Origin of the sequence: Streptomyces sp. NPDC005438 (assembly GCF_040606315.1) — a bacterium.
Taxonomy (GTDB): domain Bacteria; phylum Actinomycetota; class Actinomycetes; order Streptomycetales; family Streptomycetaceae; genus Streptomyces.
Map to the genome: position 1 here is coordinate 770,946 of NZ_JBEXEP010000001.1, position 14,920 is coordinate 785,865.

At 69.8% G+C, this 14,920-nt stretch carries 15 protein-coding genes; 11 read left to right on the forward strand and 4 right to left on the reverse strand.

Translation table 11 applies throughout. The features are described 5' to 3' along the window. Positions 1–68: 68 nt before the first annotated feature. Genes ABZT14_RS03170 through ABZT14_RS03180 form a run of 3 tightly spaced genes read left to right on the forward strand, consistent with a single transcriptional unit; the run spans position 69 to position 1,109 of the window. Complete coding sequence (locus ABZT14_RS03170; RefSeq protein WP_356296095.1) at positions 69–449, forward strand: hypothetical protein; 381 nt, start codon at positions 69–71, stop codon at positions 447–449. Beyond that, positions 446–661 carry a hypothetical protein gene (locus ABZT14_RS03175; protein ID WP_356296098.1) on the forward strand — a complete coding sequence of 72 codons (216 nt, stop codon included), beginning with the start codon at positions 446–448 and terminating at the stop codon, positions 659–661. The genes ABZT14_RS03170 and ABZT14_RS03175 overlap by 4 nt, the downstream gene beginning before the upstream one ends. A 46-nt stretch (positions 662–707) precedes the next feature. Continuing rightward, positions 708–1,109, forward strand: a complete 402-nt coding sequence (locus ABZT14_RS03180; protein WP_356296101.1) for a hypothetical protein — start codon at positions 708–710, stop codon at positions 1,107–1,109. A gap of 74 nt (positions 1,110–1,183) precedes the next feature. Here ABZT14_RS03180 and hppD read toward each other — a convergent pair whose 3' ends face one another. After that, positions 1,184–2,326, reverse strand: coding sequence for a 4-hydroxyphenylpyruvate dioxygenase (gene hppD / locus ABZT14_RS03185; RefSeq protein ID WP_356296104.1), 1,143 nt, complete (start codon positions 2,324–2,326; stop codon positions 1,184–1,186). A gap of 149 nt (positions 2,327–2,475) precedes the next feature. Between hppD and ABZT14_RS03190 the strand changes: the two genes are divergently transcribed. The 5 genes from ABZT14_RS03190 (at position 2,476) to ABZT14_RS03210 (ending at position 6,866) form a co-directional block, all read left to right on the forward strand. Further along, positions 2,476–2,940 (forward strand): Lrp/AsnC family transcriptional regulator, encoded by a 465-nt coding sequence (locus ABZT14_RS03190; protein ID WP_356296106.1) that lies wholly within the window; start codon positions 2,476–2,478, stop codon positions 2,938–2,940. Positions 2,941–3,078: 138 nt separating this feature from the next. Beyond that, the gene (locus tag ABZT14_RS03195; protein WP_356296108.1) at positions 3,079–3,726 is read left to right on the forward strand and encodes an ABC transporter permease; all 648 of its coding nucleotides are present in this window, start codon (positions 3,079–3,081) and stop codon (positions 3,724–3,726) included. 82 nt (positions 3,727–3,808) lie between these two features. After that, a complete protein-coding gene (locus ABZT14_RS03200) occupies positions 3,809–4,999 on the forward strand; it encodes a betaine/proline/choline family ABC transporter ATP-binding protein (RefSeq protein ID WP_356297031.1) in 1,191 nt (396 codons plus the stop codon). After that, entirely contained in the window at positions 4,996–5,880 is an 885-nt protein-coding gene (locus tag ABZT14_RS03205; protein WP_356296112.1) for an ABC transporter permease, read from the forward strand. The genes ABZT14_RS03200 and ABZT14_RS03205 overlap by 4 nt, the downstream gene beginning before the upstream one ends. After that, positions 5,877–6,866 carry a glycine betaine ABC transporter substrate-binding protein gene (locus ABZT14_RS03210; RefSeq protein ID WP_356296115.1) on the forward strand — a complete coding sequence of 330 codons (990 nt, stop codon included), beginning with the start codon at positions 5,877–5,879 and terminating at the stop codon, positions 6,864–6,866. The genes ABZT14_RS03205 and ABZT14_RS03210 overlap by 4 nt, the downstream gene beginning before the upstream one ends. Before the next feature lie 297 nt (positions 6,867–7,163). Here the strand turns inward: ABZT14_RS03210 and ABZT14_RS03215 are convergent, their stop codons facing one another. Both ABZT14_RS03215 and ABZT14_RS03220 read right to left on the reverse strand, forming a co-directional pair. Then, positions 7,164–7,694, reverse strand: a complete 531-nt coding sequence (locus ABZT14_RS03215; RefSeq protein ID WP_356296118.1) for an AMP-binding protein — start codon at positions 7,692–7,694, stop codon at positions 7,164–7,166. Between the two features lie 87 nt (positions 7,695–7,781). Further along, positions 7,782–8,300: an SsgA family sporulation/cell division regulator gene (locus tag ABZT14_RS03220; RefSeq protein WP_356296121.1), complete on the reverse strand. Its 519-nt coding sequence runs from the start codon at positions 8,298–8,300 to the stop codon at positions 7,782–7,784. Positions 8,301–8,586: 286 nt separating this feature from the next. Here ABZT14_RS03220 and ABZT14_RS03225 point away from each other — a divergent pair, with 286 nt between their 5' ends. Together ABZT14_RS03225 and ABZT14_RS03230 are read left to right on the forward strand one after the other, a co-directional pair. Further along, a complete protein-coding gene (locus ABZT14_RS03225) occupies positions 8,587–10,716 on the forward strand; it encodes an RDD family protein (RefSeq protein ID WP_356296124.1) in 2,130 nt (709 codons plus the stop codon). Between the two features lie 144 nt (positions 10,717–10,860). Continuing rightward, a complete protein-coding gene (locus ABZT14_RS03230) occupies positions 10,861–11,541 on the forward strand; it encodes an RDD family protein (RefSeq protein WP_356296126.1) in 681 nt (226 codons plus the stop codon). Between the two features lie 94 nt (positions 11,542–11,635). Here ABZT14_RS03230 and ABZT14_RS03235 read toward each other — a convergent pair whose 3' ends face one another. Next, positions 11,636–11,887 carry a hypothetical protein gene (locus ABZT14_RS03235; RefSeq protein ID WP_356296129.1) on the reverse strand — a complete coding sequence of 84 codons (252 nt, stop codon included), beginning with the start codon at positions 11,885–11,887 and terminating at the stop codon, positions 11,636–11,638. A 403-nt stretch (positions 11,888–12,290) separates the two neighbouring features. On the opposite strand from ABZT14_RS03235, the gene ABZT14_RS03240 reads away from it, so the two are divergent. Then, a complete protein-coding gene (locus tag ABZT14_RS03240; protein WP_356297034.1) occupies positions 12,291–14,591 on the forward strand; it encodes an immune inhibitor A domain-containing protein in 2,301 nt (766 codons plus the stop codon). Positions 14,592–14,920 lie beyond the last annotated feature (329 nt).

Here is a 14,920-nt window from a genome sequence, read left to right on the forward strand (position 1 = left end):
GTCAGGCGGACGTACTCCTGGCCAGGCACTCTTTCCCAGTCGTTTTCGTGTTCTGCAAAGGTGAACGCATGGATCCCGCACAGTTCGACGGTTATGTACGCCAGGGGCCGGTGGCCACCCTCTCCATCCCGGACGCGGCCCGGCAACTGCAAGCGGTCGCCCGCTACGTGGCCCGGACCCGTGACGACCTCGCGCGCCGTGAGGCGGATGGTGACGCCCCGGCTCTGGACACGGGGCGGGCGCTGACCTTCGCCCACGAGGCCAGGAACCTGTCGTTGACCGACGACAACGGCGAGACCGTCGCGGTGGTGATCTCCCAGGCCGTTCTCGAAGTGCTGGAGGACGCTCTCGGGCTGCTCCAGGGGGAGTGGGACCGGCAGCGCGGTACCGCTTCCTCGATGACCACCGAGGAACCGCGGGACGAGTCGAAGGGGCGGATGACCTCGTGAGCCAGGTCAAGTGGGAGCGGCCCGCGAAGAACGCCCTGGCCCGATACGGCAAGGACGACCCAGCGGGTGTCGACCAGGTCCTCGACAGCGTCAACCTGTTGCCGCGTGATCCCCGCCCCTCCGGCGCGTTGGACTGCGGGGGCGGCAGGTATCGGCTGTACGCCGGGCGGTACCGCGTCTGTATACGATCAGGCAGAACAAGCCCGTGGTGATCGCCGTCGACCTCGTGGGCCGAGTGCGGTGACCCCTCCGGCCGTAATGACCGACACAGCCAGGGAGACCATGCACTACGTACGGTTCGAGTCGCCGCACCGGAACGAGCGTGGCCACTTCACGGGAGTCTTCGGCCTCGTCAACACCCTGGCGCGGGAAGGGAAGTTGACCCAGCGTCAGGAACGTTTCCGCCGCACCCACAACAGCTGGTACGACGCCGCGTACGCCGACCCCTCGACCATCGACCCCCGCGTCTACGACCACCGGATCAACCCCGGCGCGGCGGCGTGGTTCAGGTCGTCGGCTGGGCACCTGCTGGAACGGGTGTCGGGCTACCTCGACATCCTCGCTGCCCACGGGGTCGCCTGCCGTCGGGTGTGTTCCACCGACCCCGGCCGAGTCGTCTACGAGGACGACGTACAGGTCGTGGTCGTGCCCTACACGTAGGCCCCCACGCCCAGGCGTGACGAGGGGCCCGACCCCTGGCGGGATCGGGCCCCGGAACGGGCGTCAGCCCTTCGTCACAGGTTGCCGCGCTTGTCCTGCTCGCGCTCGATCGCCTCGAACAGGGCCTTGAAGTTGCCCTTGCCGAAGCCCATCGACCCGTGGCGCTCGATCATCTCGAAGAACACGGTCGGCCGGTCCTGCACCGGCTTGGTGAAGATCTGCAGCAGGTAGCCGTCCTCGTCCCGGTCGGCCAGGATCTTCAGCTCCCGCAGCTCGTCGATGGGCACCCGGGTGTCGCCCACCCACTCGCCGAGGGTGTCGTAGTAGGAGTCGGGGACGTCCAGGAACCGCACGCCGTTCGCCCGCATGGCGCGCACCGTGGAGACGATGTCGTTGGTGGCCAGGGCGATGTGCTGCACGCCGGGGCCGCCGTAGAACTCCAGGTACTCGTCGATCTGCGACTTCTTCTTCGCCACGGCCGGCTCGTTGATGGGGAACTTCACCTTCTTGGTGCCGTCCGCCACCACCTTGGACATCAGGGCGGAGTACTCGGTGGCGATGTCGTCGCCCACGAACTCCTTCATGTTGGTGAAGCCCAGGACCTTGTTGTAGAACTCCACCCACTCGTTCATCCGGCCGAGTTCGACGTTGCCCACGCAGTGGTCGATCGCCTGGAAGGTGCGCTTGGCCGGCGGTGCCACCAGGGGCTCGGCCGGCTCGTACCCGGGCAGGTAGACGCCCTGGTACTCGCCGCGCTCGACCAGGGTGTGGCGGGTCTTGCCGTAGGTGGCGATGGCCGCGCGGACCACCAGCCCGTCCTCGTCCTTGACCTCGTACGGCTCCTCCAGCCCGGTCGCGCCCTGGCCGGTGGCGTAGGCGTAGGCGGCCCGTACGTCCGGTACCTCGATGGCCAGGTCGACCACCCCGTCACCGTGCTCGGCCACGTGGTCGGCGAGGAAGCGCCCGTGGTCGGTGGTCGGCTTGATCACGGACTGGAAGACGAACCGGGCCGAGCCCGACTCCAGTACGTAGCTGGCGATCTCCCGGCTGCCGTTCTCGGGACCGGAGTAGGCGACCAGCTTCATGCCGAAGGCGGTCGAGTAGTAGTGGGCGGCCTGCTTGGCGTTGCCGACCGCGAAGACGACGGCGTCCATGCCCTTCACCGGGAACGGGTCGTTCTGCGGCGGAGTGAGGGGGAGGTTCTGGGACTCAGTCATGTCAGCAGGCTGAACCTGTTTTGCAAGGTGCGCAATGGTTACCGTGAACACTGGACAACCTGTCCAGTCGGATGCCGGAACTCCCAGGTGATCTGTACAGCCTGCGTAGCCCGTCCGGCGACCTTCGGGCACCCGCGAAAGGAACCGGGATGAGCATCGACCGACTCGACGGCCGGCTGCTGGAACTGCTCACCGAGGAACCCCGGATAGGGGTGCTGGAGGCCTCCCGACGTCTGGGGGTGGCCCGGGGCACCGTCCAGGCCAGGCTGGACCGGATGCGCGCCACCGGGGTGATACGTGGCTTCGGCCCGGACGTCGACCCGGCCGCCATCGGCTACCCGGTCACCGCCTTCGCCACCCTGGAGATCAAACAGGGGCAGGGCCCTGACGTGCGGGTTCACCTCACCTCGGTGCCGGAGGTGCTGGAGCTGCACACCATCACCGGCGAGGGCGACATGCTCTGCCGCATCGTGGCCCGCTCCAACGCCGACCTCCAGCAGGTCATCGACCGGGTTGTGGGCTTTGACGGCATTGTGCGAGCGTCCACGGCCATTGTCATGGAGAACCCGGTCCCGATGCGAATGGTCCCCCTGGTGCGTCAGGCAGCTCCCTAGTCAGCGCGAACATTCACGACTGATCCGGTAACGGAACGCGCCAAACCCCGATCGACGTACTACAACGGAGTCGACCAACGAACGACCAAGGACCGGAGAACGACCGATGGCAAGACTCAAAGAACGGGGGCGAGCTGGGTGAACTTCTGGGAGTTTCTGGAAAGCCGTCACCAGCAGTTGCTGACCGACGCGTTCCAGCACGCCAGTGCCGTGTTCCAGTGCATGGTGCTGGCCACCATCATCGGCGTACTGATCGGCGTCGCCACCTACCGCAGTGAACTGGCCGGCAACCTCGCCACCGCCACCACCGCGACCATCCTCACCATTCCCTCGCTGGCCATGATCGGTCTGCTCGTTCCCATCGTGGGGCTCGGGGTCGCCCCCACGGTCATCGCACTGACCCTCTACGGACTCCTGCCCATCGTGCGCAACGCCATCGTCGGGCTTCGCGGAGTCGACCCGCAGCTGGTGGACGCGGCGCGAGGAATCGGCATGTCGCGCCTCGCCCAACTGCTGCGGGTCGAACTGCCCCTGGCCTGGCCCCCGATCCTCACCGGCATCCGGGTCTCCACCCAGATGCTGATGGGCATCGCCGCCATCGCCGCCTTCGCCTCGGGACCGGGGCTGGGCAACCTCATCTTCCGAGGCGTCGCCTCCCTGGGCAGCGCCAACGCTCTCAACCAGGTGCTCGCGGGCACGCTGGGGATCGTCATCCTCGCGCTGCTCTTCGACGCCGCGTACGTCCTCATCGGGCGTCTGACCATCCCGAGGGGGATCCGTGCCTGAGACCACCCAGACCAGCGAGTCCACCAGAAACTCCGTCACCAACGGCGCGGCCAACGGCAACGGCAAGGCCTCCGGCGCCAGCATCCAGCTGGAGGGGCTCACCAAGAAGTACCCGGGCAGCGCGTCACCCGCCGTGGACAACGTCCACATGAACATCGAAGCCGGCGAAACGGTCATCCTGGTGGGCCCCTCGGGGTGTGGGAAGTCCACCACCCTCAAGATGATCAACCGTCTGATCGAGCCGTCCTCCGGCCGCATCCGCATCGGCGGTGAGGACGTCACCGACATGGACCCGGTACGGCTGCGCCGCAACGTCGGCTACGCCATCCAGTCCTCCGGCCTGTTCCCGCACATGACGGTGGCCCAGAACATCGCCCTGGTGCCCAAGATGATCGGCTGGAACGGCAACAAGGTCCGCGACCGGGTGGAGGAGATGCTCGACCTGGTCGGGCTGGACCCCGCCGAGTTCCGGGGCCGCTACCCCCGCCAGCTGTCCGGTGGACAGCAGCAACGCGTGGGCGTGGCACGGGCGTTGGCCGCCGACCCGCCGGTACTGCTGATGGACGAGCCCTTCGGCGCCGTCGACCCCATCACCCGTGACCACCTCCAGGACGAGCTGATCCGGCTCCAGCACGAGCTGCACAAGACCATCGTCTTCGTCACCCACGACTTCGACGAGGCCATCAAGCTGGGGGACCGTATCGCGGTGCTCCGCGAGCGCTCCCACATCGCCCAGTTCGACACCCCCGAGTCCATCCTCACCAACCCGGCCGACGACTTCGTCTCCGGCTTCGTCGGGGCCGGCGCCGCCCTCAAGCGGCTCAACCTCAGCCGGGTGCGGGACGTGGAGATCGTCGACTTCCCGACCGTCACCACCGAGGAGCCGTTGCAGAACGTCTTCGACGTCCTGCGTTCCGGCTCCACCAACGAGGTGCTGGTGCTGGACAACCGCGACCGCCCCCACAAGTGGCTGCGGCGCAACGACCTCGGCCTCGTCAAGGGCTCCCTGGCCCGCGCCGGTACCCCGGTGCACGACACCGTCACCCGGGACGCCACCCTGCGGGACGCCCTGGAGGCGGTGCTCACCGACAACTCCGGCCGCGTTCCGGTGACCGGGCGCCGGGGCGAGTACGTCGGCGTGGTCGACCTGGAGACGCTGATGAACTCGGTGCACGAGCTGCTGGAGGCGGACCGGATGGACGCCCGGGACCACGCCCAGGAGCTGGCCGAGCACCGGGCGCGGCAGACCGGCGAGGAACAGGAGGGCCTGTGAGTAGAGAGAGGCCCCCACAGCCGCCGACGGAGCATCCCCAGGACCGTCCGGCCGAGCACCGGGAGAAGGACCGCGCCCTGGTCGCCGAGCTGGAGCGCGAGGCGCGGGAGAAGGACCAGGCGCCGGCCACCGGCGAACGGGTGCTGGACCGGCTCACCTGGCAGCGGTTGGCCATCGTGCCCGGCCTGGTGGCCGTCGCCATGATCGCCACCTGGTTGTGGTTCCGGGGCGCCGACCTGGACTCCATCTCCCGGCAGTCCATCGAGGGCAACGTCTGGGCCCGGGTGCGTGAGCACATCGAACTGACCGCGATCTCCACGGTGCTGGTGCTGATCATCGCCATCCCGCTGGGCATCGCCCTGACCCGTCGCTCGCTGCGCAAGGCCGGGCCGTACGTCCTGGCCGTCGCCAACCTCGGGCAGGCGGTGCCCGCGCTGGGTCTGCTGGTGCTGCTGGTCATCTGGCTGGGCATCGGCGCCAACACCGCGATCATCGGCATCGTCATCTACGCCGCGCTGCCGGTGCTGGCCAACACCATCGCCGGCCTCCAGGCCATCGACCCCCAGCTCACCGAGGCCGCCAAGGGCATCGGCATGTCACCCTGGGAGGTACTGCGCCGGGTCGAGCTGCCGCTGGCCGTACCGCTGATCCTCGCCGGGGTGCGCAACGCGCTGGTGCTGAACGTCGGCACCGCGACCCTGGCCACCTTCGGCGGCGGTGGCGGTCTGGGTGACCTGATCGCCGCCGGTATCACCAACCAGCGGATGCCGGTGCTCTTCCTCGGCTCCATCCTGGCCGTGGCGCTGGCACTGCTCGTCGACTGGCTGGCGGGAGTCGCCGAACTGCTGCTCCGGCCCAAGGGATTGGAGGTGCGGTCATGAGCGTCCGCACGGTCAGGGCCGGTCGTCTTCGTCGCTGGTCGGTACTGCTGTTGTCGTCCTCGCTGCTCGCCGGCTGCGGGCTGGTCAGCGGCAGCCCGATGACCGACGACGTGGAGCCCGGCTCCATCGGCAAGGGCAAGCCCCTGGAGGGGGCCGAACTGACGGTGACCTCCAAGGAGTTCACCGAGCAGATCATCCTCGGCAACATCATGGGCCTGGCCTTCCAGGCCGCCGGGGCCACGGTGATCGACAAGACCAACATCCAGGGCACCATCGGCGCCCGGGAGGCCGTCCGTACGGGGGCGGCCGACGCGATGTACGAGTACACCGGCACCGGTTGGATCACCCACCTGGGACATGAGAACCCGATCCCGGACTCCCGGAAGATGTACGAGGCGGTGAAGAAGGAGGACGCCAGGAACAACGTCAGCTGGCTGCCGTACTCCACGATGAACAACACCTACGCCCTGGCGGTGACTCCGAAGACCCAGAAGAAGTACGGGCTGCGGACGCTCTCCGACGTGGCCAAGCTGGCGAAGAAGGACCCCAAGGCCGTCTCGGTCTGTGTGGAGAGCGAGTTCGCCGCGCGGAACGACGGCCTGCCGGGCATGAGCAAGAAGTACGGGTTGAAGCTGTCGGCGTCCCAGATCAAGAAGATGAGCGCGGGCGTGATCTACACCCAGGTCAAGGGCGGTTCCTGCACCTTCGGCGAGGTCTACACCACGGACGGCCGGATCAAGGCGCTGAACCTGAGGACCCTGGAGGACGACCGGAAGTTCTTCCCGCTCTACAACGCGGCGCCGGAGATCTACACCCCGACGCTGAAGAAGTACCCGGAGATCGCCAAGATCCTGGACCCCATCACCAAGAAGCTGAGCAACTCCGTCGCCCAGGAGCTGAACGGCAAGGTGGACGTGGACGGTGAGGACCCCCACCAGGTGGCCCTGGACTGGATGGTCAAGGAGGGCTTCATCAAGAAGGCCTGACCGCCACGCGGGAGACGGGTACGGGCGCCGGACGCCCGAACGCGGGCCGGGGACAGATCCTGTTCCCCGGCCCGTCGTCGTCCGGCGGGCGTACCCGCCCCACGACGCCCCGGCCCGGCCGGGAGCCCCCGCCGCTCGTACCGGGCGGGCCGCCGCCCACGGGGGCGTGTCCGCTTCCCGGGCCGACGGGGTCGAGGGCGGCCCGGAGCACGGAACGGTTCCCACCGCCCGTACTCGGGGCCGACCCCCGACGCCCGTCACCGCCGCCGGCGGCCAAGCCCCCGGCCTCGCGGTCCCTCAGTCCTCCCCGTGCGGGGTACGCGACTGGAGCACCTCGCTCCACCACCGGTCGCGGCCCGGCGTCCAGCCCACCGGATGGCACAGGTTCCTTATCACCCACACCGACTCCACCTCGGGGCAGTCCGCCAGCGCCCGGTCCAGCATCCGCTTCACCGGGTAGGGGCTCCCCTCCCGGTAGGCGCTGTCCGCCACGATCAGCACCCGGGCACCCGACTCCCTTATCCGGGCGGCCAGTTGATGCCGGGACAGGAACCACGGCACGGACACCCGGAGGGCGTCCACCGCCCCACAGGCCAGGGTCACCACCACCGACTCCGGGATCAGGGGCAGCAGGGTCGCCACCCGGTCGTCCGGCCCCACCCCGTGGTCCCGCAGTGCCGCGGCGGCCCGCCGCCCCTGATCCAGCAGCTCCTGATACGTCAGCATGGTGTCCGACACCCCTTCCGGCCCGGCCCACCGAAGGGCGAGACGATGGCCGGGCACGGCGTGCAGAGGGGCGGGGCCGGTTTCGGTGTGATCGACGGACATGAGGCGCAGTGTTCCTTCGGGTTCTCAACGGCACATCAACGTTCCGTTGACGGCGGCTTGTTCGGTCGGTCTCGTTGCCGGTCGGTCTCACACCCCGCCCTCCGAGTCCTCACGAGCCCGCTGGTCCTCGTCCTCGTCCCGGTACTCCCGCTCCGCGCGCTCCTGCCGTTCCGAGTCCCGCGACTGGTCCGGCACCGTGCCCCGCAGCAACGCGTTCAGCGCCTCGTCCAGACCCAGGTGGTCCGACTCGGTGCCGGCCGGCACCGCCCGCAGGGTCCGTTCCAGCCACCGGGAGACCTCCATCATCGGCAGCTCCAGGAGGGCGTCGCCCTCGGGGGAGGACAGCGCCAGGAACAGCAGTTCCCGGGCCCGCTCCCGGGCCGGCCACACCCGCACGTCCCCCGCGCCGCTGGGCCGGAACACCCCCTCGATCAGCAGCTCCCGCGCGAAGGTCCAGTGGACCGGCTGCCGGGAGGTGGTGTGAAAGGTGACCTGCACCGCGAACGGCTCCTCGACCCGGTAGGTCAGCCGGGCCGGCACCTTGACACTGGACTCCGGCGAGAGCACCAGCACCAGTTCCAGCTCGCTCTGAATGACCTTGGACATGGTCCGTCTTCCCTTCCGTTTCGCTTGCCCCGCTTCGCGGAAGTCAGGGCGCTGACGGAAGGGAGAGGGGGGTGGGCCGGTTTCCTTACACGGGTTTCCCAACTTTTTTTCCGAACCCCGTCACGGGGCCCGGGCCTGTGGCCCGCGTCACGGCCCGAACTGGCCGGGCACGGTGTCCTCCGCGTCTGGTAGATGTTGGACTTGCGCTCTCGCGCAGCGGTGTCACCGGCCCAACAGCCGCGTGGCGCCCGCGACATCGGACGAGCAGACACGGGACCAGGACGACATGAGCTCCCCACCCTCCGGATCCGCGGGCGAAAGCCCCGTACCCGGCTACTACCAGGACCCCTCCATTCCCGGTTACATCCGGTACTGGAACGGCACGGCCTGGGTGCCGGGCACCAGCCGCCCCGAACCCCGCGAGGGTGAGCCCCTGCCCGACCCGCCGTCCGGCGAGCCCGAGCCGCCGCTGGGCGCCGACCTCGGCCTGCCCGACACACGGTCCCGGGCGGACGGCGACTCCCCGGCCGCCCGGCCCGATGACCAGGACCCCCGGCCGGGCACCCTGGAGTTCCTGGCCCGCACCGGACGCCACGACTCCCCGACCGACCCCGACCCCGCGGAGAGCCGGACCCCCGACCCCGCCGGCACTGGCACGCCCCCCGACGGCGGGCCGGCCCTGTACGAGGGCACCACCGGTGCCGACACCGGCCCGGTCACCGACCCCGGGCCGGGACACCCCCCATCGGCGGGCATAGCCGACGGCACCTCGCCGGAGGGCGCGCGCACCGACGACGGCCTGCCCGCCCTCCGCCCCCGCAACGACCTCGCCAGCCGCGAGGAACCGCCCACCATCGACTGGGACGACCCCAGCCGGCTGCACGGTGGCCGACCCGACGGCGGAGCCGCCTGGGGGGCCGGCGACCACGCGGGCCAGTCCCTCGACCCCGGCCACGGGGAGGGCGCCGGCGGGGCCGCGCAGGGAGCGCCCTGGGGCACCACGGGCGAGGACCCCCGGGGAGGCTGGCAGCGCCCCGAGGAGGAGACCGGCGCCGGGGGGCCGGACCACACCCTGGGGATGCTGCCCGGAACCTCCCGGCAGGAGCCGGACCCGCGGGCCACCGGCACCATGCACCTGGGGCCCTCGCGGTCCGCCGCCCCGGAACCCGAGCCGCCCCAGCCGCTGCCCGGCGCGACCGACCCGGGGGAGGGGTACGGACCCGCCGTCGACCCCACCGGAACCCTCCAGTTCCGCCCCAGCGAGGCGCGGCGCAACCTGTACGCCTCCTCCGGCCAGGACAGCGGCACCGTACAGATGGGTGGCGTACCGCCCCGGTCGGAGGCCCCGGGGGGCGGCACCATGCGGATGCGTGCCCTGGACCCCGACGGCCCGTTCCCGGCCCAGGGCGGGCCCCAGCCGTCGCAGCCGCCCGGTCAGGAGGGCGGCCAGCCCCCGGCCGGTCCCGGCCACCTCGGCGTCGACCCGCCCCGGCACGACCAGACGGTGGGCCTGCGCCGTTCGGACCTGTTCCCCCAGAACCCCGACCCCGGGGGCTACGGCTACCCCCGCTCCGCCACCCCGGCGGCGCCCGAGGCCGGCACCGCCCCCGCCGCTTCCCCCGGCTACGGCTACCCGGGGCAGGGGCCGGGCGTCAGCCCGCCCGGAGACGGCTACGGCTACCCCGGCCAGGGCGGTTACGGCTTCCCCCCGCAGACGCCCGCCACCCCCGGAGGTTACGGCTACCCGGGCCAGGGCGCCCCGCAGGGCGGCTACGGCTTCCCGCCCCAGACCTCGACCGGGGGCTACGGCTACCCCCGGTCCGGGGCGGGCTCGCCCTCCGAGGCCGGCCCGGTCACCCCCTGGCGGCCACCGGCCTCCGACCCGTTCCAGGACGTGGCCGGCCAGCAGGCGCGGCCGGCCGGGCTGGGACGCCGACTGCTGGCGCGGCTGATCGACACCCTGGTGGTGCTGCTGGTGACGGCCGGCGCCGCCCTGCCGCTGGTCCCGAAGGTCCGCGACCACGTGGACGCCAAGATCGACGCGGTGGAACGGGCCGGCGAGACCAAGGAGATCTGGCTGCTGGACGGCACCACGGGCGGCTACCTGGCCCTCGTGCTGGGCGCGCTGCTGGTGTTCGGCGTGCTGTACGAGGCGCTGCCCACCGCCCGTTGGGGCCGCACTCTCGGCAAGCGGATCTGCCGGTTGAAGGTGCTGCACGTCGAGCGGCAGGAACCGCTCGGCTTCGGCGCCGCCCTGTTGCGCTGGCTGCTCTACGGCGTGCTGGGCGTGCTCGTCGTCGGCCTGTTCAACGTGCTGTGGTGCGTGTTCGACAAGCCCTGGCGGCAGTGCTGGCACGACAAGGCCGCCGGCAGCTTCGTCGCCGGCGACTCCGGTGAGCTGCGCCTGAGTTCGTGACGCCGGCCGGTCGGGGGCACGGTCCGGTTCCGTGTTCCCGACCGTGTCCTCGGCTGAGGGGGCGACCGAGGGGGAGGGCCGGGCGCGTCCCCCGAACGCCACGTGCCGGATGCGGTGTGGTCGCGGGCGAGGTCGACTCGTGGCATGAGCAGCGACCAGCCTGAGAACCCGCCACCCCCCGAGGGCACTCCCGGCCCGGGGCCGGACCCCCACGCCGGTTCGGGGCCGCCGCCACCCGGATACGGCCCTCCGGGGTCGGGCCCGCCGCCCGGTTCCGGGCCGCCCCCGTTCGGCCAGGGTGGCACCCCGTACGGGGGGTACGGCTCACCGTTCGGAGAGGGGCAGAACCCCTACGGCGGTGCCGGGGGAGCGCAGGACCCGTTGGCGGGGATGCCGCCGCTGGCCTCCCGGGGCAAGCGGCTGGTGGCGCGGATCATCGACGCGCTGATCGTCGGCATCCCGGTGGGGGCGCTGCTGTTCTTCCTGATCGGCGGCTTCGACTACCAGGACACCGCGCGCTCCACGCTGCAACAGATCATCTACACCCTGGTGTACCTGGTCTACGAGGGGCTGATGCTGACCAGCACCGGGCAGACGGTCGGCAAGCGGATCATGGGGATCAGGGTCGGGATGCTGCAGAACGGCGCCGTACCGGCCGGGCAGCCGGGCTGGTTCCGCGCCTCGGTCTACTCCCTGCCGGCGCTGGTGCCGTGCTGCGGTTCCCTGTTCTGGCTGGTGAACGTGCTGTTCTGCGTGTTCGACAAGCCGTACCAGCAGTGTGTGCACGACAAGGCGGCCAAGACCGTGGTGGTGGAGGCGAGTTGAGCCCTGGCGGCCGGAGTCCGGCCGCCCGTCTCAGGCGTTCCTCGGTGTCTCTCGGCGTCCTTGGGCGCCTCTCCGGGCGCCCGGAGAGGCCTGCTCAGCGCCGGGCCGGGGCCTGGGTGACCGGGGCGCGCCGACGCTCGCGGGCGACGGGAACCGAGGGCAGCGGTGCCACCCCGGAACGGCGGGGGAGGCGGAGGGCGGCGAACAGGCCCAGGGCGAGGGCCAGACAGCAGATCACCACGATGCCCGCTCCTGAACGGGCCCCGCTCAGCAGCAACATGGCGAGGGTGGCGAGGACGACGGTGCCCGATCCATAGGCAAGCTGTGCGGCGGTGGGACGCGGCATGGCTGGTTCCGTCCTTGGGAGTTGGGGGTGTGGGCCGTGGGTCAAACGGTCTCGCGTGCCTGTCCACGACTCTACGGGGCCCGATGCCCGACTCGATAGAGCGCTATGCGTGAGCTGTCCCACGGGCCCGTTGCACAGGGGGGCGCATCGGCGCACGTTTCGGGTACCTCCACCGGAGCGTGGGCCAAGGGATGGCACAGGGTCCTTACTTGAGCGGCGCCCGCAAATCAAGACCTGTCTTTTTCGGCCAGAGTCCGATAGATGCTCCATGACAACTCATCACACCGAACCCGTTGTGTGAACTGGAGGACTAACGCACGTGAACGACAGACGGAGACCCCGGAGATCCTGGAGATCTCGTCGCACCGCGTTGGCGACGGCGGCGATAGCCGCCGGTGCCGCGATGCTGGTGCCGGTGGGGGTCGCATACGGCAGCGCCCCGGACCAGTCCGAGAGCGCCAAGAAGGCCAACGTCAAGCCGGGCGACCACGACCACGCCGAGCACAACCTGGACGGTCCCTTCACCAAGGACCACAACGCCCGCCGGCAGGCGGCCCTCCAGAAGCTCGCCAAGGGCGGTGAGCAGGCGAAGAAGAACCGCAGCGCCCTGACCGAGCGCAACGGCTCCAAGGTGATGAAGCTCGACGACGGCAAGTACGTCGAGGTCGCCCGGGAGAAGACGGACAAGATCTTCACCATCCTGCTGGAGTTCGGCGACAAGGTGGACGACAAGTACGGCGGCGACCCCGGCCCCGTACACAACAAGATCCCCAAGCCGGAGCGCAAGGACGACAACTCCACGTACTGGAAGAAGGACTTCGACAAGAAGCACTTCCAGGACATCTACTTCTCGGACAAGACCAAGGACTCGGTCAAGAGCTACTACGAGAAGCAGTCCTCCGGCCGTTACTCGGTCGACGGCGAGGTCTCCGACTGGGTCAAGGTCGACTACAACGAGGCCCGTTACGGCTCCAACCACTGCGGCGACACCAACTGCCCCAACGTCTGGGACGCGGTTCGGGACGGCGTCAACAAGTGGGTGGAGGACCAGAAGGAAGCCGGTCGCACCGACGAGGAGATCAAGGCCAACCTCGCCGAGTACGACAAGTGGGACCGCTACGACTACGACGGCGACGGCAACTTCGACGAGCCGGACGGCTACATCGACCACTTCCAGTTCGTCCACGCCGGTGAGGACGAGTCCGCCGGTGGCGGCGCGCAGGGCGAGGACGCCATCTGGGCCCACCGCTGGTACGCCTACGGCACCGACGCGGGCAAGACCGGTCCGGCCGACAACAAGGCCGGCGGCACCGAGATCGGTGACACCGGCATCTGGGTCGGCGACTACACCGCCCAGCCGGAGAACGGCGGCCTCGGGGTCTTCGTCCACGAGTACGGCCACGACCTGGGCCTGCCCGACCACTACGACACCAGTGGCGGCGGCGAGAACTCGGTCGGCTTCTGGTCGATCATGTCGGTCGGCTCCTGGCTCAACAAGGGCAAGGACGCCATCGGCGACTCGGCCGGTGACATGAACGCCTGGGACAAGTTCCAACTCGGTTGGCTGGACTACGAGACGGCCAAGGCCGCCACCAAGTCCAAGCACAAGCTGGGCCACCAGTCGGTCAACACCAAGAACCCGCAGGCGGTCATCGTCGAGCTGCCGAAGAAGCCGGTCACCACCACCATCGTCAAGCCCGACCAGGGTGAGAAGCAGTGGTGGAGCGGCAGCGGCAACGACCTGAAGAACACCCTCAGCCGCAAGCTCGACCTCAGCGGCGCCTCCAAGGCCCAACTGGACCTGAGGGGTTGGTGGGACATCGAGGAGAACTACGACTTCCTCTACACCGAGGTCTCCACCGACGGCGGCGAGAACTGGGACCCGATCGACGGCACCGCCGACGGCAAGCCGATCCCCCGGGACGGTGGCGACAAGCCGGCCATCAGCGGCAGTTCGGAGAAGTACCAGGACCTGTCCTTCCCCCTGGACGAGTTCGCCGGTAAGCAAATCGACCTTCGCTTCCGTTACCTGACGGACGGTGGGCTGGCCCAGAAGGGCTTCACCGCCGACTCCATCAAGGTGACCGCGGACGGCAAGGCGATCGTGGAGGACGACGCCGAGGCCGAGGACGCCGGCTGGACCGCCAACGGCTTCGACCGGATCGGCGAGTCCTTCACCAAGGACTACGAGCAGTTCTACATCGCCGAGAACCGGCAGTACGTCTCCTACGACAAGTCGCTGAAGCACGGCCCGTACAACTTCGGCTGGGGCGAGAAGCGGCCGAACTGGGTCGAGCGCTACCCGTACCAGACCGGTCTGCTGCTGTGGCAGTGGGACACGTCCCAGCAGGACAACAACACCAGCGCCCACCCGGGCGAGGGCCTGATCCTGCCGATCGACTCCAAGCCCAAGCCCAACACCTGGGCCAACGGCGACGTCATGCGCAACCGCATCCAGGCCTACGACTCGACCTTCAGCCGGTACCCGTCCAAGGGGATCACCCTGCACCTGGACGGCAAGAAGGCGAAGGTCCCGGGCCACAAGGGCGTGCGCGTCTTCGACGACCACAAGGGTACGTACTGGGACAAGAAGAACCCCACCGCCAGTGCCAAGGTCACGGACACCGGCACCCGGATCAAGATCGTGAAGCAGCCGCGTAGCGGCAAGACGATCACGATCCAGGTGAGTTCTTCCACAAATTAATTTGCATCGTTGCAGGTCAAAACATGATCGGCCGTTGCCCCTCTGGCGGGCGGCGGCCGATCACGTTTAGATGCCCCCTGGACCACGCCTCTCGCGGGGCGGGTCGGACCGACGGACACGGCAAGAAAACACACCCGGGGGTGAGGACCGAACATGGCGGGAGGCGGATTCTCCAGGCAGCCGGACGGCAGCGTGATCGTGGCGCTGACCCTGCCCCGTCCGGGAGGCGGGGGCGGCGCGGCGGCCCCCGGCCGGCCCCGGAGGACGGTCCCCGAACCGCCCCGGCCGGGAAGCGGGCGCCGGCCGGCACCGGCCTCCCCCGAGACGCA